The organism is Shewanella nanhaiensis (genome assembly GCF_019457885.1).
In the GTDB taxonomy this organism is placed as follows: Bacteria; Pseudomonadota; Gammaproteobacteria; order Enterobacterales; family Shewanellaceae; genus Shewanella; species Shewanella nanhaiensis.
The window spans coordinates 249,275-270,279 of the sequence record NZ_JAHZST010000002.1; the positions used below are offsets into that span (position 1 = coordinate 249,275).

General features: G+C 44.7%; 17 protein-coding genes. 5 read left to right on the top strand and 12 right to left on the bottom strand.

The genetic code is table 11. The features are described 5' to 3' along the window. Positions 1–29 precede the first annotated feature (29 nt). Complete coding sequence (locus K0625_RS03415) at positions 30–716, top strand: response regulator transcription factor (RefSeq protein ID WP_220108376.1); 687 nt, start codon at positions 30–32, stop codon at positions 714–716. After that, on the top strand, positions 716–2,020 hold the full coding sequence (locus tag K0625_RS03420; RefSeq protein WP_220108377.1) for a sensor histidine kinase: 1,305 nt from the start codon (positions 716–718) through the stop codon (positions 2,018–2,020). Before K0625_RS03415 ends, K0625_RS03420 begins: the two co-directional genes overlap by 1 nt. A 122-nt stretch (positions 2,021–2,142) precedes the next feature. Here the strand turns inward: K0625_RS03420 and K0625_RS03425 are convergent, their stop codons facing one another. The 3 genes from K0625_RS03425 to mnmC2 all read right to left on the bottom strand — a co-directional run bounded on the left by K0625_RS03425 (position 2,143) and on the right by mnmC2 (position 7,001). Further along, positions 2,143–4,332, bottom strand: coding sequence for an OmcA/MtrC family decaheme c-type cytochrome (locus tag K0625_RS03425; RefSeq protein WP_220108378.1), 2,190 nt, complete (start codon positions 4,330–4,332; stop codon positions 2,143–2,145). Positions 4,333–4,619: 287 nt separating this feature from the next. Further along, entirely contained in the window at positions 4,620–6,158 is a 1,539-nt protein-coding gene (locus tag K0625_RS03430; RefSeq protein WP_220108379.1) for an FG-GAP repeat domain-containing protein, read from the bottom strand. A gap of 159 nt (positions 6,159–6,317) precedes the next feature. After that, complete coding sequence (gene mnmC2, locus K0625_RS03435; protein WP_220108380.1) at positions 6,318–7,001, bottom strand: tRNA (5-methylaminomethyl-2-thiouridine)(34)-methyltransferase MnmC2; 684 nt, start codon at positions 6,999–7,001, stop codon at positions 6,318–6,320. A gap of 179 nt (positions 7,002–7,180) precedes the next feature. Here mnmC2 and K0625_RS03440 point away from each other — a divergent pair, with 179 nt between their 5' ends. Both K0625_RS03440 and rarD read left to right on the top strand, forming a co-directional pair. After that, on the top strand, positions 7,181–9,091 hold the full coding sequence (locus tag K0625_RS03440) for a DUF885 domain-containing protein (protein WP_220108381.1): 1,911 nt from the start codon (positions 7,181–7,183) through the stop codon (positions 9,089–9,091). A 175-nt stretch (positions 9,092–9,266) separates the two neighbouring features. Then, entirely contained in the window at positions 9,267–10,208 is a 942-nt protein-coding gene (gene rarD / locus K0625_RS03445; protein ID WP_220108382.1) for an EamA family transporter RarD, read from the top strand. Here rarD and K0625_RS03450 read toward each other — a convergent pair. Further along, a complete protein-coding gene (locus K0625_RS03450; RefSeq protein WP_220108383.1) occupies positions 10,205–10,789 on the bottom strand; it encodes a lipase family alpha/beta hydrolase in 585 nt (194 codons plus the stop codon). The two genes, rarD and K0625_RS03450, sit on opposite strands and share 4 nt — an antisense overlap. A gap of 111 nt (positions 10,790–10,900) precedes the next feature. Here K0625_RS03450 and K0625_RS03455 point away from each other — a divergent pair, with 111 nt between their 5' ends. After that, positions 10,901–11,908, top strand: a complete 1,008-nt coding sequence (locus tag K0625_RS03455) for a class I SAM-dependent rRNA methyltransferase (RefSeq protein ID WP_220108384.1) — start codon at positions 10,901–10,903, stop codon at positions 11,906–11,908. 588 nt (positions 11,909–12,496) lie between these two features. Here the strand turns inward: K0625_RS03455 and K0625_RS03460 are convergent. The 8 genes from K0625_RS03460 to K0625_RS03495 form a co-directional block, all read right to left on the bottom strand. Beyond that, complete coding sequence (locus tag K0625_RS03460) at positions 12,497–12,784, bottom strand: hypothetical protein (protein ID WP_220108385.1); 288 nt, start codon at positions 12,782–12,784, stop codon at positions 12,497–12,499. A 116-nt stretch (positions 12,785–12,900) separates the two neighbouring features. Continuing rightward, positions 12,901–13,269, bottom strand: a complete 369-nt coding sequence (locus K0625_RS24530; protein WP_232846898.1) for a hypothetical protein — start codon at positions 13,267–13,269, stop codon at positions 12,901–12,903. Between the two features lie 903 nt (positions 13,270–14,172). After that, positions 14,173–14,769, bottom strand: a complete 597-nt coding sequence (locus K0625_RS03470) for a DUF1287 domain-containing protein (protein ID WP_220108386.1) — start codon at positions 14,767–14,769, stop codon at positions 14,173–14,175. A gap of 176 nt (positions 14,770–14,945) precedes the next feature. Then, positions 14,946–16,325, bottom strand: coding sequence for a class II fumarate hydratase (locus tag K0625_RS03475; RefSeq protein ID WP_220108589.1), 1,380 nt, complete (start codon positions 16,323–16,325; stop codon positions 14,946–14,948). Positions 16,326–16,371: 46 nt separating this feature from the next. Further along, positions 16,372–16,746, bottom strand: coding sequence for a hypothetical protein (locus tag K0625_RS03480; protein WP_220108387.1), 375 nt, complete (start codon positions 16,744–16,746; stop codon positions 16,372–16,374). Between the two features lie 125 nt (positions 16,747–16,871). Then, positions 16,872–17,387 carry a P-loop NTPase family protein gene (locus K0625_RS03485; RefSeq protein WP_220108388.1) on the bottom strand — a complete coding sequence of 172 codons (516 nt, stop codon included), beginning with the start codon at positions 17,385–17,387 and terminating at the stop codon, positions 16,872–16,874. Between the two features lie 311 nt (positions 17,388–17,698). Further along, positions 17,699–19,681, bottom strand: coding sequence for an alkyl/aryl-sulfatase (locus K0625_RS03490; protein ID WP_438944488.1), 1,983 nt, complete (start codon positions 19,679–19,681; stop codon positions 17,699–17,701). Positions 19,682–19,900: 219 nt separating this feature from the next. Further along, complete coding sequence (locus K0625_RS03495; protein ID WP_220108390.1) at positions 19,901–21,004, bottom strand: AraC family transcriptional regulator; 1,104 nt, start codon at positions 21,002–21,004, stop codon at positions 19,901–19,903. Between the last annotated feature and the right edge of the window lies 1 nt (position 21,005).

Sequence of the window (21,005 nt, forward strand, 5' to 3'; positions counted from 1 at the left end):
TTGGTATCTACCGTTAAGCAGAGAAACAGATGGCATTAACACAACTACTTATTGTCGAAGATAACCCCGATGTTGCAGGTATTCTGGCAGATTTTTTTGAGTCTCAAGGAGCCGTTGTCGATTTTGCCACCAATGGTGAGCTCGGCTATAAACTCGCACTCGAGGGCAGTTTTGATCTGATTATTTTAGACCTGATGCTGCCCAAGATGGACGGATTAACTGTGGCTAAGCAACTTAGGCATATGGGCTGCAACACCCCAGTGCTGATGTTAACTGCGCTAGATGATAAACAAGATCTGTTAAAAGGTTTTGCTAGCGGCGCCGATGACTATCTAGCCAAGCCTTTCGACTTAGATGTACTCAATGCCAGAGTAACCGCTTTAATCAATAGACATCATGGCAAAGTCGCTCGAGGTGTGCTTAAGTTTGGCTCACTAGAGCTCGATATCGCAAAACATGAGGTTTACCGTAGCGGTAAAAAACTGGCCCTTACGCCGACCTGCTACCAAATTTTGCACCACCTTATGCATAAAGCCCCCAATATCGTGAAGCGAGAGGAGCTTATCGAGGCTTTATGGAGCGATACACCGCCAAGTAATGACATTCTACGTAGCCATATGTATCAACTGCGCAACCAGTTAGATAAACCCTTTGATAGCCCGATACTAACCACTGTGCCTAAAATAGGGTTTAAACTTGAATTAACGAGCAACTGATGCCCAGAGCACCGAGGAAAAAAAGCTCAGTCAACACCATGACGAGTAAGCTCAGTATCTACTTTGCTTTCATTGCAATTGTCATTGGAGCGACCCTCTTTGTCTTAAGCCAAGCCATATTGTATTGGCTCGAAGATGAGCTAAATCGCAGAACACTGCAGCAAAATGCAGAAACAGCCATTGTTCAATTTAAGCATCAAGCAAGCTCTCCGCTTATCATCACTAACAGCACTAAAGCTTACAATCGAATCGAAGACTTACCCCAAAAGTATCACGCCCTAACTCAATATCCACTTGGATTTCTCGATGAGATCCATGATGCAGGCTTTGAAGATCTCTTTTTTTACCACACTGAGTACACCCATGACGCTAAACGCTATCCGCTACTGCTCATCATGGATGCCGAAAATGTAGAGCTCTCCTCCACAGAGTGGCGCAATATCAATCTTGTGTCGATCATCGTTATGCTAGTGCTTTTTGTGCTCTTTGGTTACGCTATCACTAAGCTTGCTCGCAGGTTGATAACGCCAGTAACCCAACTGAGTCAACAGCTTAAATCTACCGATCCTAAAACCCATTTCTCGGTACCCGATGATTCAGCCACTGAGTTTACTGAGCTGGCCTCTAGCCTTAACTATTACCGCTCCGAGAACGAACTCCTTATTCGGCAAGAGCAAGCATTTGCCAAATATGCCAGTCATGAATTGAGAACGCCATTAACCATCATTCAAGGCGCAACTAAATTGCTTGAACTCGATGGCGATGCCAAGTTTCATTGCAGGCAAAGAGAGAGAATAGCGAAGGCCGCAACCGATATGAATCAGACAATTGAAGCGCTATTAAGTCTGGTAAAACATGAGCAGTCAGAGGATGCCAACTACCGGGTGTTTGAGCGAGCCGAAATAGAGCAGATCATCGAATACCTGCAGCCTTTGGCCGATTCAAAATCAATAACAGTCAAACTTGTTGTGAATGCTGAGCCTAAGCTTCAACCCAGCAGGCCAGTAATGCGCATGTTACTAAGCAACCTATTGAGTAACGCTATCAACGCCAGCGATCCTGGCTTAATCAGCGTAGAGATAAATAAGAGTGAGATCCGCGTACTCGATCAAGGTTCAAAGATTAGCGAGCAAACCAAACAGGAGGGGCATGGATTGGGGCTGCTTATCGTCGATGCGCTTTGCCAACGCTACAACTGGCGATTCAGCTTAGTTTCCCGTGAACCAAATGGCAGCATTGCAAGCTTAAACTTTAACAGTCATCTATACCCAAACAACTTCAAGATGCAGGATTCAGCATCTTGAGGTAGCTTGGGTATATCTTGAATAAAAGCAAAAAAGGCACTCTATACCCATGGGTAAGGTGCCTTTGGCTTTGCAGGAAAATAGAGACGTATTTAACCGGCTGGCTAAATACGTCAATCTAACTAAAGAGTATGACCGTGATGCGCCATAATCTTCTCTGGACTATGACAAGTCGCACATGCTTCCTTGGCATCTTTTGCGTTAGCTGCATCATTCACATCAACCATATGGTCCGCATCTTTATTAGCGCCGAAGTAACCACCATTACTTCTGATATGAGACATTGCCGCATCAGATAGGTACTTCTGATGACAGCTCATACAAGCAGCCGCATCAGAGGAAGCGTACCAAGTTTCAACCACTTCACCTACAGCAGGGCTCTGAGTACTTGGTACTGCATGAGCTTGTCCACCATTACGGCCTAACTCGAAGCCATACTTCAGACCACCATAACCCTCTGTAGCTGAGTGACAAGTGGTACAGTCTGTCTTAAGGATAGTGCCACTTCCACCGTGACCATTATCATGGCCAGTTGCCTTATGGGCTTTGTACATAAAGCTGGTAGATTTAAGCAGGTCAACACCATTGCTAGCCTGGCCGTTGCCTTTCAGGCTCTTATCATTGGTATGACACGCAATACAGTTCACACCATTTGAATCATGGTAGAACTCATAGCTGTGACAACCATGACAAGATGCAGTATCAACAATCGAGCGACGCTCACCAACAACAGCGGCGCTATCACCTAACACAGTACGGTAAGCTGGGGTTTGCACATAGGCTGGATAGGCATTTTCAGCATCACATGCCACGCGCTTATCGCTGCCCTCTTCAAAACAGACCTTAAGTACTGGCAACACTTCAAGTGAACGTGCGGCAATATCAACTGGGAAGTTAATCGTCACTGCAACACTAACCGTATTATCAGCATTCCAAGTTGCCTTAGTTGGATCTTTTATGTCAACACGACGGCTGCTATAGGGGGCTTGATTGTAATCTGGGTAGTCTTTCTCAACATCCCAGCTCACCACCATATATGGCTTGCTATAACCTTGCTTATAAACCTCAGCTTCAGAAACCAGTACTCCCTCAGCATCCATAATCTTCATCTCAAACTCGATAAGATTAGCAGCGCTAATAGTGACATCACTCACCTCAACACTGTACTCTTTGGCAGCTTGATAAGGTTTCTCTCTGTCTGTATGCACGGCTGCACTATGGCAATCAGTACAAACGAGTGCAGGGTTCTTATCTGACTTATGTTGAGCCGGAGAGTCGGTGTGACAACCTGTACAAGCGTTGGCATTAGCATTCGCTAACCACAGATCTTTATCCGCTAAAGCCTCATCCTGAACGTGACACACGGCACAATCCATAAATGGCTTAGTCGGGAAAGCTGGGTAATCAAAGGCGTGATCGCCACCATAACCCGCGATGGTGTACGGCATCTTCACAACATTACCTTCTGCGTCTTTGCCTTCACGCTCTGGCCCCATGTGAATGGCATGTACCATATGCCCTAACTCAACCGATACGGCATTAGGATCGGTCACAATGCCATTATGACAAGATTGACAGTTCTCAAGATCCAGGCGACGACCACCATGAGCCTCTAAACTATCTGGCTGATGACAGGTGTAGCAGGTTTCCAGCGTCACTAGCTCACGCTTCTCTATCCCTTCAATCGAGTTTGTTGCAGGGATCCAATCATAATGAGCGTTTTCCGCCAACTCATGACCAGAAGCATACTCAAACTGCATCTCTATCGCGATCCTTTGGGTTAACGCTGGATCAAATACGACCCCTGCCGCATCAGTCGCTGACACGAGATTGGTTTTAAAGTTGTAGGTATAGGTACCATCTTTGTTATCGACTAAACATTCGCTGCAGTCTTTGATCTTTTCAAAGCCTTGCTCGAACGTCGTGCCAGTATCGTTGGTGGTTTCGTTTAACAGAGAGATCCACTGCTTTAGTTCACTGCCTGTATTCGTTTCAAGCTGAGCTAAAGAGAAACGGAAGTCATGGTATTCATTGGTCCCACTTAGACCAAATAATCCCACTCCCTGTTTGTTTTCCAGATCAAAATCAACCGTGATTATGCCTTCTGCGTATGTCGCATTTGTGATAGTTGCAATCGCTTCATTGGCCATATCGATATGTAAACCGGACGTTCCCGCATCACCATCATTGCCATTACCGCCATTCTCACCATCACTACCATCTTTTCCATCATCACCCGAACATCCCACTACACCCATAGTCATAGCTGCAGCGAGTACTAACCATATTTTTTTCTTATTTGTTTTTATCATTGCTCATCATCTCCGTGGAGTCGTTCAAATTCAATAAAGTGAACAGTTCAAAAATACCTCAAAAGAGGTATGGTTAATTTGAAGCCTGTCAAACTTTTAACAAACAACATCACAAAAGAGCACCTAATTATTACATTAGAAACAACTACTTAATTTGTCATTAATTGAAATGAATAGAGATGAGAGAGAAAATTTGATTTATAAATTCAGAACTGAAAATAAAAACAGCAGCTTATAAGCTGCTGTTTGATAAGTTTTTAGATATAAAAATATTAACTAACCAGAGATTACTCAGACAGTACCACCCTAAACTGAGTTAACAATTCGACATCATCCTGACGGCCATATTTAATCAAAATATCATCCTTGCCATCATAATTAAGATCGGCAATCGATAGCATATCACCCTCCTCTGGCAGGGTTACTTCCAACTTTTCACCGCGCTTGCCGACTAACTTGCTACTCGACTCTCCTAGGTAAACCCTTAAATTTGCATCACCATCAGAGAGCAGCAGATCTTGACGTTTATCGCCATTAAAATCGGCAAGTTTAATCACAGGTTCACCACTCTGACCTGAGGTGAGACTAAAACTCAGCTCTACCTCCTTGGCCGTATTTGGCTTCTTAGCGTAACGGCCATTGCTGTCCATCTTAAACAGATACACATCCTGATCGATACTGCCAGAGATAAGCGCCCCAATGATCTGAGAGAGACCGATATCGAAACCAGACACCATCACCTCTAACTTCTCATCATCATCGATATCAATAAACTCAAAACCAGTCAGTGTCCCCTCAGCATGGATCACGCTATTAGGCTCAATTGGAAAGCTTAATTTGCCCTCATTGTTTTCGCCGAGAAATATCTCGTAATCATTCACCCTATCGAGCACTCCTGAGCTTTTGGTATACCTGAGCACCAGATCTGTGATCCCATCATGATCAATGTCTCGGATCTCCTCCACTTTACGGTAAACCAGTGAGCTTTGATCTGGCTGATCCCCAAAAGCATCTCGCTTAAGCCACCAGTCAACACCGCTGATCGCCTGTCTCATTGGGTGATAATTTGGGGTCTTCTTAAAGCCTCCCTCATCGGTCTGAAAATAGCTCTCCAGCTCACCTTCACCAATTTTAACGATATCCTTTCGGCCATCTAAATTCATATCAGCCAAATATATTTTAGACTCGGTATAGTTCACACTCTTCTTATACACATTGACAAAAGGCTTTATCGGTAGGGTTTGACGAGTAAAACCGCCCGCCTCCTGAGCTAGCAATAGTGTAATATCGGTAAAGTTAGTGATAACAATATCCGCCCGCTTATCGCCATTAAGATCCCTGACAAAATCGCCTCGACTAATGTAATCGGCGCGGGATTTTAACGTCATAGAATCAATATCGGAGATCACCTTAAAAGGTGCCGTTTTGTCTGCCGGCATAAACTGCACTAAGTGCTCGCTGGATTGAAAATAGAGCTGCTGTTGCCCCTCTCCTTCACTGATATCAAAACTGTGAAAAGAGACCGGCAATAGCACTTTTTGGGCTAGGCTATACCTCATTGAATCAGGGGTTAGGCTAAATACCCCAAGCCACCGCTGTTTACTGTCATCGACCCCCAGCGCAACTAACTCCTTACCAGCATCGGGTAGAAGATCGACAGGCAAAAGTGTGTGAGTCAATTCAAAAGGCGCTTGAATAGCTTGGTTTTTAAATGATAAATCCAAACTGTTGCCTGCCGATAGCGCGTTAAATGAATAACTAACCACGCCTACTGCACTGGTGAACATCAAAGCTAAGCGAGTGAATTTTCTTGTTATATTTACCATCTACACCGAACTCCCTTAAGGCGAATGCTAATTGTTATATCTTTGTGATTTTTCGCTCCTCTAATCTATCGACTCTAGGATAAAAAGAAAGTTCATAGTTACCCCCTGTTACAAACTAAGGCGATTAGACATAATAGCGACTCTGTATACTGATTGGTATTATTTCCACGCTCGAGTCATCTCACGACGCCCCAATGCACCGGGATAAGCTTTAACGGTAAAGCCGGAAGCTTTCAAATTTCGTTTAAACTGACCATTCGCACAATAGGAGACCAACATGGCTTGCTCCTGCATCATAGGAAAAAGTCGATCAAAGTTATCTTGTTGCCAAAGCTCAGGCTGCTTACTGGGCGCAAAGCCGTCGTAATAAACTAAGTTGATGCTGTTTGCAGCAGAAGTAAACGCCTGTAACTTCCCGTGTACCTTGTGCAGCATAAAACCTGGCATGATCTCCACATCACAGTCCCAAGGGGCCTGATGCAGCTTATCAAATAGCGCGGCAATCTCGGGCGTAAAACCAGCTTTATAGTTAAGCTGTTCCACCAGCTCCATGGGGATAGGGTAAGCTTCAATACTGGTAAAGCGTATTGGACGTTCAATTCTGCCCGTTTTGGCTAATGCGCTTTTTAGCGTCAGAATGGCATTCATGCCAGTTCCAAAGCCAAGCTCTAATATATTTACCTCTTCGAAATCAGCAGATAACTGTTCAAACCCTGCTTGTATATACACGTATTCAGACTCACTCATGGCCCCATTATGGGCATGATAACTATCATCAAAAAGTGAGCTCATCAGAGTATGTGAACCATCTTTAGTCATCTTAACTTCAATCTTATTTATCACTTCATAACCTCAAACAGTCACAGCTTTATATGCGGCATTCATGTTAATGAAGCAAATTATACTGAAAATGCCACCTAAGGATAAAGAGATACACAATATTGTATTAAGCGATGCCATAGGCCCTCAAACCAAGGTATAGTTCACAAAAACATTAAAAACGTGACGTAAAAGGATGTTCCATGTTTACCAAAAAACTTATCGGCCTCAGTGTGCTAATGACACTAGTTGGCTGTAACAATGAAGAATCAACACCGACAAATGAGCTAACAGAGCCCAGTGTCAAGGTCGCCCCGACTCAAACCCAAGCGTCAAAACGGGCAAACATAGATGTTAAAGTCGCCCAATTGACCCAAGACTACATCCGATCGCAGCCAGCTTTAGCCACCTCTTTAAATCTTAGCCCTGAGATTGCAGGGGACTTTCAACGCAAGCTTCCCGATCTCTCCTCTGCAGGTATGAAGCAGTTGCAGTTAAAGATGAGACAAGCCGCAGCGCAGCTTGCCACCATTGATAGAGAAGGGCTTTCTGAAGCAGATAAACGCCACGTAGACGTCAATGAGGTCATCGCCAATTATTACGCTGGTGACAACCAATTTGATGCGGGTTATATCGATGTCTGGGCTGGGCATCTGCCCTATATCGTCAATCAGATAAACGGGCCGCTGATCGACACTCCCACCACATTGATTGATCAACAGGCCATTTTAAACCTAAATGATGCCGAGGATTACCTAGAACGATTAACGGCATTGGCAACGATGACGCTTCAAGTAAAAGCAAAAGTTGAAGCCGATGCCGCTAACGGGGTGATCCTGCCAAAACCCCTCTTTGCTAACACGCTGAAGTTTTTCGCCAACTTCACACAAAAGCCAGCCAGTGATCACCCATTGGTCAGCAGTTTCGAAGAGAAGCTTAACTCGGTTGACACTTTAGATGAGAAACAGCGACAGAAGTTGACAGCTCAGGCTGCAAAGGCCATTGAAGAGCAGGTTTATCCTGCTTATCGAGAGGTAAGTAAGCTAATGACTCGTTTAGAGCCCAAGGCGCCAACAGATGTGGGAATATGGGCGCAACCTAACGGTGAGCGCTTCTATCAACATGGTATCACCTATCTGGCAGACTCTAACTTGAGCGCCGATGAGATCCATCAACTAGGTGTTGATGAAGTGACCCGCATTACCCAAGAGATGGACAGCATCTTAAAAGCCAACGGCTATAGTGAGGGAAGTGTTGGAATGCGTATGGTGAAACTGAGCAGTGAGCCCCGCTTTCTCTATGAAAACTCAGATGAGGGCCGTAAACAGCTACTTAGCGATCTCAGTCGTGATATCGACACCATAATGGAGAAAGCCCCACAACTCTTCTCCACCTTGCCCCCACAAGAGGTTGTAGTTAAGCGCGTTCCGGTGGAGGTCGAAGCTGGAGCTGCTGGGGGCGCTTACGTACCTCCAGCCCTCGATGGCAGTCGCGATGGTGTTTACCTAATTAACCTAAAGGATATGACCTCAATCGCTAAGTTCGACCTGAAAACCTTAACCTACCACGAAGCAGTCCCAGGTCATCACTTCCAGATAGCCCTTAACATGCTGCAAACTGATATCGGCTTGATGCGTCAGAATGCTTCCTTCAATGGCTACATTGAGGGCTGGGCGCTCTACTCTGAGCTGCTCGCCTATGAGATGGGGATGTATGAGGGGGATCCATGGGGAGATCTAGGTCGACTAAAAGCTGAGGCATACCGCGCAGCTAGACTAGTTGTCGATACTGGTCTGCATCATAAAAAGTGGACTCGTCAACAAGCCATTGAATACTTTGCCGAAGCAACAGGTTCTACTCAGGCTAATGTCACAAGCGCGATCGATCGTTATATCGCTTGGCCAGCGCAAGCCCTAGGTTATAAGTTGGGAATGATTAAACTGGTTGAACTCAGAGCGAAAGCTCAACAGGCGATGGGTGAGCAGTTCGATATTCGTCAGTTTCATGATCTGATACTGCTCCCAGGCGCCCGCTCTATCAGCATGGTTGAAGCCGATATCAACCACTGGATTGAGCAGCACATACAAACCACCAGCCTCAACAATATTCAATAAGAGAAGACAGTCTCAATCGCTCCCTGAGTTATCCCCACAGACTCAGGGAAGCCCTCTCTTTTGCACACTAAGCGGTTAAAATGGGTATACATAGTGATCAACATCACATTTTTATCTCAATTTCAGTGAGAGAATGCGCGCCTCTAAACAGTCCAATCTACTCAAGTTATCTTCTATGCATTCAACGAGAGAAAAACAGGCAAGCTCCTCATTTAAGGGCAACGCACTGGCAGCATTTTCATTTCTGCTATGGGGCTTGATGCCACTCTATTATCAATATCTACCAAATGCAGATATTAACGAACTGTTGGCGTTTAGAATTCTCTTCTCCGTCCCCTTTATGGCATTAGTATTCCTGCTTTTAGGGCGAACTATGCCCTCAATGTCAGCATTGAAAGCGGACAAAAGATCGGTCGTTTTATGCGGCTTGGCGTCACTTATCATGTGTGTCTCTTGGTATAGCTTCACGTGGGCCATCACCCATGGACAAGTATTGGCTGCAAGCTTAGGCTTTTTTATCAACCCTCTGTTTGCGATTGGCTTAGGTGTTCTGTTTCTTGGAGATAAACTCACCTCAGCACAAAAGCTAGCAGTAATATTAGGCACCTGTGGTATCAGCTACATGGTCTATAGCTATGGTGAGCTCCCTTGGCTTGCACTAAGCATGGGCAGCTTTTTTGCGCTCTACGGACTATGTAAAAAGTTTATCCGTTTCGACTCTCTCACTTCGGTAACACTTGAAGCTATCTGGCTAATGCCTTTTGCTGCTATCTACCTCATCTGGCTCTGGAGCTCAGATCAAAGTGTCGCCATCTCTTCAGCACTATCTGGAGAAGTTTCAGTTCTGCTGCTCTACATGGGCACGGCGCCGTTAACTTTACTGCCTCTGGTCTTCTTTGCATTAGCAGTCAGAGCCACTAGCCTATCTATGATAGGTTTGATGCAGTATATCGAGCCGAGCCTGCACTTCCTGCTGGCTGTTATCCTATTTAATGAACACTTTGATCAGGTGAAAGCGGTCAGCTTTGCGTTAATCTGGACCGGACTTCTACTCTGCTCATTAGAAGCTCTCCCCACCCTAAGGCATAAACTGTTAGCTAACAAACACTCAGGTTAAGCTAATGCGCCTCTTAGCTCTGCAATAATCTCATCGGTGATCTTACGACTAAAGATCACCGATAGATGTAAGATAATAAAAAAGCGTTTGTTTTTGGCCCACGGCCAAAGTGAGCTCGAACTCGGTACTATGGTGTAATCGATAGCCGTCCAGTAAGAGAACAAGTTCACTCCCTCCAGACTCTCCTCACCCTCTTGCAAAAAATGCAATAGCTCACTGTTTGGTCTTAGCTGTTTAAATGTTTTTGAGGGATAGGGAAGATAAGCGGTATAAGTCCCATGGTGGGGGGACGACAGCGTAAAGAGATTCGCCACCCGTTTGGCTCCACCTAACGCTTGCAGATAATACCTGGCAACTATCCCACCCATGCTAAAACCCACAAGCGTGATCATCTCATGCTCACCAAACCTTAGCTCTATCTGCTGCTTTAAGCTGGTACTCGCATGTTCGATACCCAAGCTGCCATCAAACGGCGCTAATGTCGGAGCAAAACACTCATGGCCTTCGGCCTCAAAGATCTTCTGCATCCGGCTCATCACTCTGCCCGTATTAAAGATCCCATGAACTAACACTATTTTCATCCACTAGCCCCTAAAATAATGCGAATCTAAACTTCCTATAGAAGATATCTGCTATCATGCGCCCCTATCAATAGCTGTCCGCTATCCAGTACTAAATACGAGCCAAAAACTATGTCGATTTCATCTTTATTAACCAGCGCATTAGCGAAACGTCATGATCTATTAGCGGACGCTAAGTTGAACAATACCGACTGTTATCGTGTATTTCACGGCACAGTAGAGGGCCATAACGGTTTAAATATCGATAGGTATGGCGATGCTTGGTTAATTCAAACGTTTCATCAGACGTTAACCCAAGATGAGCTCAATGAAATCAAGCTTATACTGAAAAATATAAACCCACTGACTGCCATCTACAATGACCGCTCAGACAAGAACTCTCGGGTAATGAACGCTCTCGACACAGCCGACGAGACCTTTGCTCAATCTGCGCAAGTGATGCAGGAAAATGGCATTAAATTTACCTCCAAACTTCGCCATGAAGGGCAAGACCCTCTGCTATTTTTAGATATGCGAGTCGGTCGTGAATATGTTCACGCCAACAGCAAAAATAAAACCGTACTCAATCTATTTTCATACACCTGTGGCATTGGCACAGCGGCCGCAGTGGGCGGTGCAAAACGCGTGATCAATATCGATTTTTCATCTTTTGCATTGGAAGCTGGGCGTAAGAATGCCGAGTTAAATGGCGTACCTGAGGTGTGTCAGTTTATTCAAAGTGATGCCTTTCCTGCACTGCGCCAACTTGCAGGATTAAAAGTGGGTGGGCGCCGTAACCAAAAGCTGCCCGCCTATCCTAAAATGAGCGCCACCCAGTTCGATCTTGTCTTCCTCGACCCACCACGTTTCGCTAAAAGTGCCTTTGGCACGGTCGATCTTATCAATGATTATCAGGGACTATTTAAACCAGCCATGTTAGCCACTAAAAAAGGCGGCACCATCGTCTGTTGTAATAATGTCGCCAAAGTGGAACGTGAAGCCTGGTTTAACTCCCTCAATCGCTGTGTGGAAAAACAGGGACGTAGCGTTGCCAGTCACCAATGGCTAGATTGCCATGAAGACTTCCCTTCGTTTGATGGGAATCATCCATTGAAAATAGTCGCTTTAACTTTAGGTTAAAGCCCTTAGTTTCAGTGTTGGGTGACTTGTCGGATAACAAATTGGTTCTACTTGTCGAATCACAAGTTTTAAATATTTTGAGGGTTGGGTTCATTGGGCGAGATTGGTACTTAGTGAGCAAGTTGTGAATCATCACTTCAATATTGTTTATTGCTTGCAGCAGGCCTAATGTGTAAATACTTCAGTGGGACGGTGAGTGAAGCAAAGCTTCAAGCTTACGAACGAGAAGCATGGAGGCTGAACTGGCACTTAGATAGGGATATCGTTGGAAAGTACAATCCCTGTAAGCTCGACGATGACATCCATGCCACCAACGCCCACAGCCGCATTCACACCTGATTGTTTATCTCTTCGATTAATAAGTTATTGGCTTTGTTTGTATTTTTAGATATTACAAAGATTTATCAGCGATGGGCTATGACTGGGAGGCCGAAAAAGTAACTATTCTTGATAACTGGATGACCAGCATAAAAAAGATGATTGTTAACTTAAATTCGATCTTGAGAGATAGTACTTTTTTGAGGTGATAGTGTGGGAAGCCCCACAAGCTTAGCATTAGCAATTGGCGCCATAGTCTCTTATCACGCATTATTGCCAAATGATAGTTACTACAACTACCACAATAAATAATATAACAGCCAAAGCTAGTAGGTTACCTACAAAAGCTAATACTTTAGGTAGCCTAGTGAAGGAGCCTAGCTCCCATTTAGATAAAGCACCTTTACCTTTAAGAAAAGACTCTTTATCTGAATCCTGAACGGTGTTCCATTCACTATTAAACTTCTTAGATGAACGAACACCTGAAAGGATTTTATAACCGAAAATAGCTATTAATATTACTAAGAGAATAACTTCAAAAAATTCAGTTAACGCCATAAATTCCTATTCGTAACGCCCTGCTAACAAGTGAACCATGTGCTGGCAGGCGATTTGCTCAGCAAATGGCATGACAGCCTTGGTGAATATGAATCTAACAGCTTGTTATATGCACGTCACTCATTAAGTCGTTGTTCTTTTTCTGCTTCAGGTAATTTATCCCACAGAGTTTCATAGTAAAACTTTTTAATCAAAGGGTAATTAGCCTGCGCAAATTCTCTTACCATATCAGGATCAGAATACTTCATCGGTTGATGAAATAACTCGTTAGCCTTTTCCATGAACTCAAATAATTCTATAAACTCATTTTGAGATAATTTGATTGAAGGTAAATTATCTACAATTTCAAATTCTGCATCCTTTGAATCAAAGGTTTCTAACCAAATTGTACAGCCACCTTTGTCGTAACACTCAAGATCAAAAGCTCCGTCATAGAAATCTACAACAGTCGCAATATCACCAACTTTGGGGGTACGTGTACCCATGTGATTTTCATCAAATGTGAACTCACGATTTAACTTGTTAATTCTAACGACTGAATATTGCTTCATCCGTGACCTTAGTGCATATAACAGTATATTAGGCTGAACTTCGAATAAGAACATTCTCCACAAGAATAGCCAGCGAGCTTATAGCGTTAAGCTAACAGTAAAACCACTACCTATCAATAAGTTAATCTTAAGTGCTTCCTAGTTATCGTTTTCCCCACTTAAGTGAAACAAAGAACATCTGTTATAGCAAAAAGTGCAACGTATAAACTGTTTAACCTTGCCATAATTTAAAATCAAAATTCTACCAATAAAGCCAAATCAAAGAGATACTCTTGATTAGAATCAGCAAGTGTAGATGCAGCTGTGGCCGTTGACAGCAAGGCCAGAAATGTTCCCTACATTTTCCGGCATTTCCCACATCCTTGTGGGTCAGATGCTGTTGTCGAGCTTACAAGGACGTACTTGCAGCGTGTCACAGAAGTATCTACACATAAGCCCACGGCAGGTGATAGATAATCATGAAGGTATGGCCTTCAATAACCCAACCCAATACAAACTCAGCCAAAAGCCAAACCAGAAAATGTAATCAATCTTCATTCAAAGGCTAGCTAACTTTGGGGCAAAAAACAGTTATGAACCGCAACCAAATAAAGCCAAATTGAAGAGAGCCTCTTGATTAAACTCAGCAAGTGTAGATGCAGCTGTGGCCGTTGACAGCAAGGATGCTGTCGTCGAGCTTACAAGGACGTACTTGCAGCGTGTCACAGAAGTATCTACACATAAGCCCACGGCAGGTGATAGATAATCATGAAGGTATGGCCTTCAACAACCTACCCAATATCAAACCAGCCTAAAGCAAAAGAAGAAAATGTAATCAGCCTTCATTCGAAGGCAAGGTTAATCACCACTAACTGTTACTTCATATCGATAGTGCCCTGTGATTTGGTAATCAAACAGCATATCTTCAAGTACGGGACCTGAGCCGATGTTGTGTACCACGTAGGGCTTTTCCTTGTCACCAACGCCTTGGCTAACAATGATGCCGATATGTGGAAGGTTACCAGGTAGCATCCAAGTCACAATATCACCAGAGCGGTAAGATTGAGCACTCAGATTAATTGGCAGTACTTCGCCATGACGGGTAAAGAACGTCTGTAAATTTGGAACTCTACGGTGGTCAATATTACTGTCAGGGCGCGTTAGCCCCCATATTCTTTTTGAGGGATATTCTGAGAAGTTTGCCAGCATATCTTCATGCACTAACGCTTGAAGATCGATGTTCAACTGGCGGTAGCTACGAATAATGACATCGGTGCACACACCAATATTGGCTGGCACATCTCCATTTGGGTAACTAATGCTGTGGTAAGCACCATCATAGCGCACACTATGCTTAGTTCTTTCTAAAGCTGCATCAACCAAGCTTGAAGCTGATGCAGCACCACAGACAGCGGATGAACAGAGCAGGAACAGTGCTAAAGTTAATCGTTCCATGACAACTCCTAGGATCTTAGGTTTTATTCATATAGACCCATGTTGCGCTATACTCCCCCAAAATAGCAAATCGTTCACTCTGGATTAAACGATAAACACATCGCCCAATCCCTAACTCAGCCAGAAGTAAAAAACAAACCAAGAAAAATGTAATCAGTCTTCATTCGAAGAGCTATTTATAAACCACCTAAGGTGAGTTTGGCTGGATCTAATAACCGCTCAAGTTCATCACGTGAGATCTCGGTCTCCTCTTCGGCGACATCGAGTACCGCTCTGCCCTCTTTATAAGCTTTTTTAGCAATTTCTGCTGCCTTGGCGTAGCCGATAATCGGGTTCAACGCAGTCACTAAAATAGGGTTACGAGCTAAGGCTTTCTGTAGCTGCGCTTCATTGACCTTAAAGCTGGCTATCGCTTTATCTGCCAGTAGGTAACTGACATTGGCCAGCAAGGTAATACTTGATAGCAGGTTATCGGCAATCATGGGCAGCATGACATTGAGCTCGAAGTTTCCAGCTTGGCCGCCTACTGTAATGGCACTGTCGTTACCTATCACTTGCGCCGCAACCATAGTGGTCGCTTCAGGGATCACTGGGTTAACTTTTCCCGGCATAATCGATGAGCCAGGTTGTAGCGCCTCCAACTCAATCTCTCCTAAGCCTGCTAACGGCCCAGAGTTCATCCAACGAAGATCGTTGGCTATCTTCATCATAGACACGGCTGTCGTCTTCAATTGCCCTGAGAGTGAAACGGCAATATCTTGAGTGCCTATATGGCTAAAGAAGTTATCTGCGGGTGTAAATGCAAGTCCAGTGACATTACTGAGCTGACGGCTAAACTCTACAGCGAACTCCTTATGGGCATTAATACCTGTACCTACCGCGGTTCCACCTTGAGCCAAGCTTTGCAGCTTTGGTCTTATTCCCTCTATCAGTTCGATATTTTGCTCAATTTGACTCGCCCAACTCAGCAAGCTCTGGCTCATACGCACTGGCATTGCGTCCATCAGGTGGGTGCGGCCCGTTTTCACAAGGTGATCCACTTCATTCGCTTTGCGCTTAATCACTTGCAGCAGGTGCCTAAGCCCAGGTAGTAGCTGTTTATCCAGTTCAATAGCGGCGCTGATATGGATACAAGAGGGGATAATGTCATTGCTACTTTGGCCAAAGTTAACATGGTCGTTAGCGCCTACGGCTTGCTCTGTTAGCTCGGATGCAAGTGTGGCTAATACTTCATTGGCATTCATGTTTGAGCTTGTGCCTGAGCCCGTTTGAAATACATCCACAGGGAAGTGCTGCATCAAACTCTCATCATTGAGTAACTGGTTAACCGCATCAGAGATCCCATCGGCCATCTGCTGGGGTAAAAGTCCTAGTTTTCCATTGGCTTGAGCAGCGGCAGATTTAGCCAATAATAAAGCGCGAATAAACGGCTCAGGCATCGTCTTTCCACTGATAGGGAAGTTGTTTACTGCCCGTTGGGTTTGAGCACCATAAAGCGCTGAAGCTGGCACCTCTAGCTCACCCATACTGTCTTTTTCAATACGTGTTGTCATGATTATCCTATCGCTGTTGGTCATGCCTTAACTGTGTAAACTATTTACTCTAGTGAGCTAAACCCGGTTTAAAAAACTGACTGGTTACCCTTAACTCATAAAATAATTTCTCCAACTCCTGCCTTTGCTCATCGGAACCTACGAGTCTAGATAGCGCGCTCAAGGGTTTATAGATGTTATCTAAGCACCAAAGGCGCCAATGCCCCGCCAACATGTCATCAGATAGAGTATCAAGCAATAATCGATACTCTGCTACATACAAAGACCAAGCCGCCTGCTTACAAGTGCTAGTCATGGCCTCCTCCATGGAGAACCAGATTAAAACTAAACTTGGATTATCTACCTCTTCACCGTGCCGTATCTTATGGCGCAGCACATTAATCGCAGGATCTTGATGTTCAAACTGAGGGAAACATTGGCACATAAAAACCACTTAATGAGAATAACAATTAATATCATTAAGTGATTTTAGGCTGAATATGTCAACGACATTTACGCAACTAACTTAAGGGGACTAAGTTAAGGGAGTTAGGCTAAGGGACAGCCTGTTTATTTTACATTCTGACGAGCAAACTCGTTTAGTTCAGACACTGTTCGGATCACAATCACCTCTTTGGTATTCGCTCTCTCTTGTAGCCTAGAGACAAAGTCGTCATTCCAAAACTTTGGACATAACCTCAGTACCTTATAACTCTCCAAAGTCCCTTTCAGTACCGAGCTACCATCAGGCCAGCCCTCAGGTTTGACAACAAGCCCCTTTAAAAAACGCTTAGTCACAAACCAATAACTCGTTAGATAAGGCAGATCGATGTAAACCAAGGTATCGGCAGCATCTAAGCGCTGATGAAAGGAATCTATAGGTCCAAAACCATCGATGATCCAAGTTTCACCTGAGAGGATTTTTTCATGTGTTTTATCAAACCTCTCCCTAGGAACTAGTTTGCCACTAGGTTCATACAGTATCGAATCGAGTTGATATAAGGGTATCCCCGTCGCTAAAGCAAGTGCTTTACTCATGGTGGATTTTCCGCTGCCAGGCTTACCAAAAACGGCAATTTTCTTCATATGAGTTCCTTCAAGTGAGAATTTCCATGAGGCAGAAACAGAAAACCCACCTCTATGGGGTGGGTTCAACTGATAAAAAGCATATCAAAATCCCACCATTCCTATGGAATGATGATAATAATGATTTTGCACAGCTTAAGATCTATTTTCATACCATCATCCTCATGGATAAGAAACTGATTGTCAACGGATGTTTATTTAATGCTAGATCCTGAAACAAGTTCAGGATGACGACTTTACAGTGACAGAATTTACAGTGTCAGCCAGATGCCAAATAAAATGAAATCAGCCTTCATTCGAAGGCCTCACACTTATGGTGTAACGATATTAAACACACCTTTTGGCTTATCCAGTAATCCGAAAAAACTCACCAGTTCTAACTTACTTCCCTCGATGTTAAGCTCATCAGAGAAGAGCAGATCCGAGGCACCAGCACTGCCAATAATGATATCGATAAAGAGTTCATGGCTGATATTCAAAGTCACGCTAGCGTCGGCACTTTTGGGGGCTTTTTTATGGTTTAACACCGCATTTTTTAGGGTTAACACATAGTTTGTATCAAGATCGGTAAAGTGAATATTTAACATCAGCTCCTTACCAAACGCTTCTGGCCCTATCACGCGTGATGCCATGGATTGCAGGAAGTTTTCCACTGGCGATCGCAACAAGATCTGTTTCATCGACACCAGATCTATCCCCTTCTCTGGTGCACCATGTCTGAGCTCATAGGCAGCAGAAAGGTACACATCACGCCAAGGAGCGGATTCCGCTTGATAACCCAATTGATCATAGGTATTAGCCAGTAGCGCTTTCGCAGCGCTGTTATCAGAATCGGCAAAGACCAGATGGTTAAGTAACTCAGCAGCCCAGCGGTAATCGCCTGCAGAGTAAGCCTGCTGACCATGTTGCAATACCGCATCGGCGCCTCCCATCAACTTGACATATTTCACTGCAGCACGTGCTTGTGGCAGAGGGTCAAGATTAACTGGGTTAGCGTCATACCAGCCAAGATAAGCTTGATACACAGCTTTGGCATTGTGCTTAGCCGTGCCGTAATAACCTCGATTTGAGAATGTGTTAGACAGTGAAGGTGGCATCTGGATCTGTTCGGCAATTTCATTAGGGGTTGAACCTGCATTGAGCATGCGCACCGACTGATCATGAATGTATTTATAGGTATCTCTCTGCTTCTCTAAAAAGTCGCCTATCGCCTCCTCTCCCCATATGGGCCAGTGATGACTACCAAAATAGACCTTCGCCTGTTTTTGACCCGTGATCGCCTCATCGATAGAGCGGCTCCACTGCAGTGCATCTCTCACCTTAGCACCTCTTAAGGTGTACAGATTATGCATGGTCTTAGAGACTAATTCGGCTCCACAATAAGCTTGTTGCTCTGGCAGATAGAAGGTGAATTCAGCAGGGGCTTCCGAGCCAGACACAATTTGAAAGTCAAACTTAACGCCATCGATCACATGGGACTCATCGGTCTCAACTGAGAGGGTCGGTGCGAGGATCCCGAAGGTACCAAACGCGGGCTCCTTACCTAAGCCTGAGTCGATATGCCCTCGCTCGCTCCTAGGCAGACGTTTACCATACATGTACATGGCGCGGCGACTCATGGCAGTACCGGCCATCACGTTTTCACTAGTAGCCTCATGCATAAATCCAGCTGGCGCAACAATATCGACACCCGCTAACTCAGCGTTAATATCCCCTTTAAAAAGCCCCAGAGCACCACCAAAATGGTCCATATGGCTGTGAGTAAAGACAATGGCAGAGACAGGTTTTTCACCTAGCTGCTTATTCACAAAATCGATAGCGACAGCGGCGGTTTCTGCCGTGGTAAGTGGATCGACAATAATCCAACCACTCTTCCCCTCAATGACGGTCATATTGGCAAGATCGAAACCGCGGATCTGGTACACCCCTTTAGTCACCTCAAACAAACCTTGGATATTATTGAGGCTAGCCTGACGCCACAAACTGGGATTCACACTCGAAGGAGCTTCCCCCTCTATAAACCGATATCCAGAGTTGTTCCAGATCGTCTCTCCTTGGGAGCCACTCACTTTAAGATCTGGCAAACTAGCGATAAAGCCTCGCTTGGCATCGGTAAAATCTTGGGTGTCATCAAAGGGAAGTTTTTCAAGCTGTTGACGGTTAGCCTCTATGGTGTAGCTTGACGCAGGGGTAAAACCAGTTGCATCAATCTCCCCTGACTCACCGCCTGCTATGTTTGCTTTGTTATCGGGCGAACACGCCACCAGCAGCACGCTAATACTACAGGGAAGCATCAATCGACGCAGGGTTTGAAGGCGGCTCACGCCAAGTCGATGGGCACAGTGTTCTCTCATCGAAGATGAAGCTTGATCTGTCGTTATAGGGTTTCCAAGATTAAACATATGGCTAGGCTCTATTGATAACAAGTCAGCCTAACCTATTACATCTTTACAACACTCAGGTTATCATTTTTCGCCAATGACAGATCTCAAACACAGCTCAACCTTTCGAAACTAACCTGTATCCTTGCCGTTATCGGTCGTCGATGATGACAGACGTTGTACTCGATATTCACTAGGACTGACGCCATACCAAAGGTGGAATGCACGGGTAAAGTTACTCAAACAGGTATAACCTAATTTATCGGCCAGTTGGGTCACGCTCAGCTCACTTTGTCCTAAGTAGTAGTGTGCTAGCTCCTTACGCTTATCCTGCAGCAGAGCTCTAAAGCTAGTTTCCTCTTTTTTAAGATAACGACTCAGAGAGCGCTCGCTGATATTGTAGAGCTGTGCCACTTTAGCTGCGGTTGGCTCCCCGGTGACTAACATGGCATGTATCGCTTGATAGCTTTTCTCCTTCCAGGTCAACGCCTGCATCTGATCTAAGTATTGTCGTACCTGATGCTCATTCTCTGCGGCTAACTCAGAATTAGCCATCAGAGTGGAGCGCTCCAGCATGCCCCTATCCATCCACATGCAGTTCTCCTGCCTATCAAATGCAACTGGAGCTTTAAAACAATCTCTCCAAGCAGAGGAGTCCTTTGGCTCTGTGCGCATCAAGTCGACACTGTGAATAAACCTAGAGTCACCAATCATCAAGTCGCCGTGATGCATCAAGGTTGAAAAAAAAGCATCGATAGCCATGTGGCTTATCTCAACCCCGTCGAGTGGTGTGATCGTAAAACCTATCAGTTGTGGCGTTCGCTGTAGCTTAATTGCAGCAGAATTACTGATGAGTGCATAGTAACTAGGGAGGCGTTCAAATGCCTGAGCGAGTGTATCCGAGGTCATCATCAAACGGCCTAATGCCCTAAAGTGCATTGGGTACGCATACTGACCGACCTTTAACCCAAAGGAGGACAGTTGAGTTACCGCTTCAATATCTCGCCAAAAAGGGGTCATAAGATCGATAGCAACCCGAGAGTCTGGCGCAGACTCTAACTGAGGCAGAGATAAGCCCGCAGTTTCAAACACTGGATTAGGCTCAATGCCTGAAGCGCTTAGGGTTCGAGCAACGGCTAATGACCAGGCTGCAATCGTAGTGTATTTAGCTGGTGAAGTCGTAAGCCTCCCTTGAGAGGAGTGACCATTAACGATATCTGAAATTAACGGCTTCATA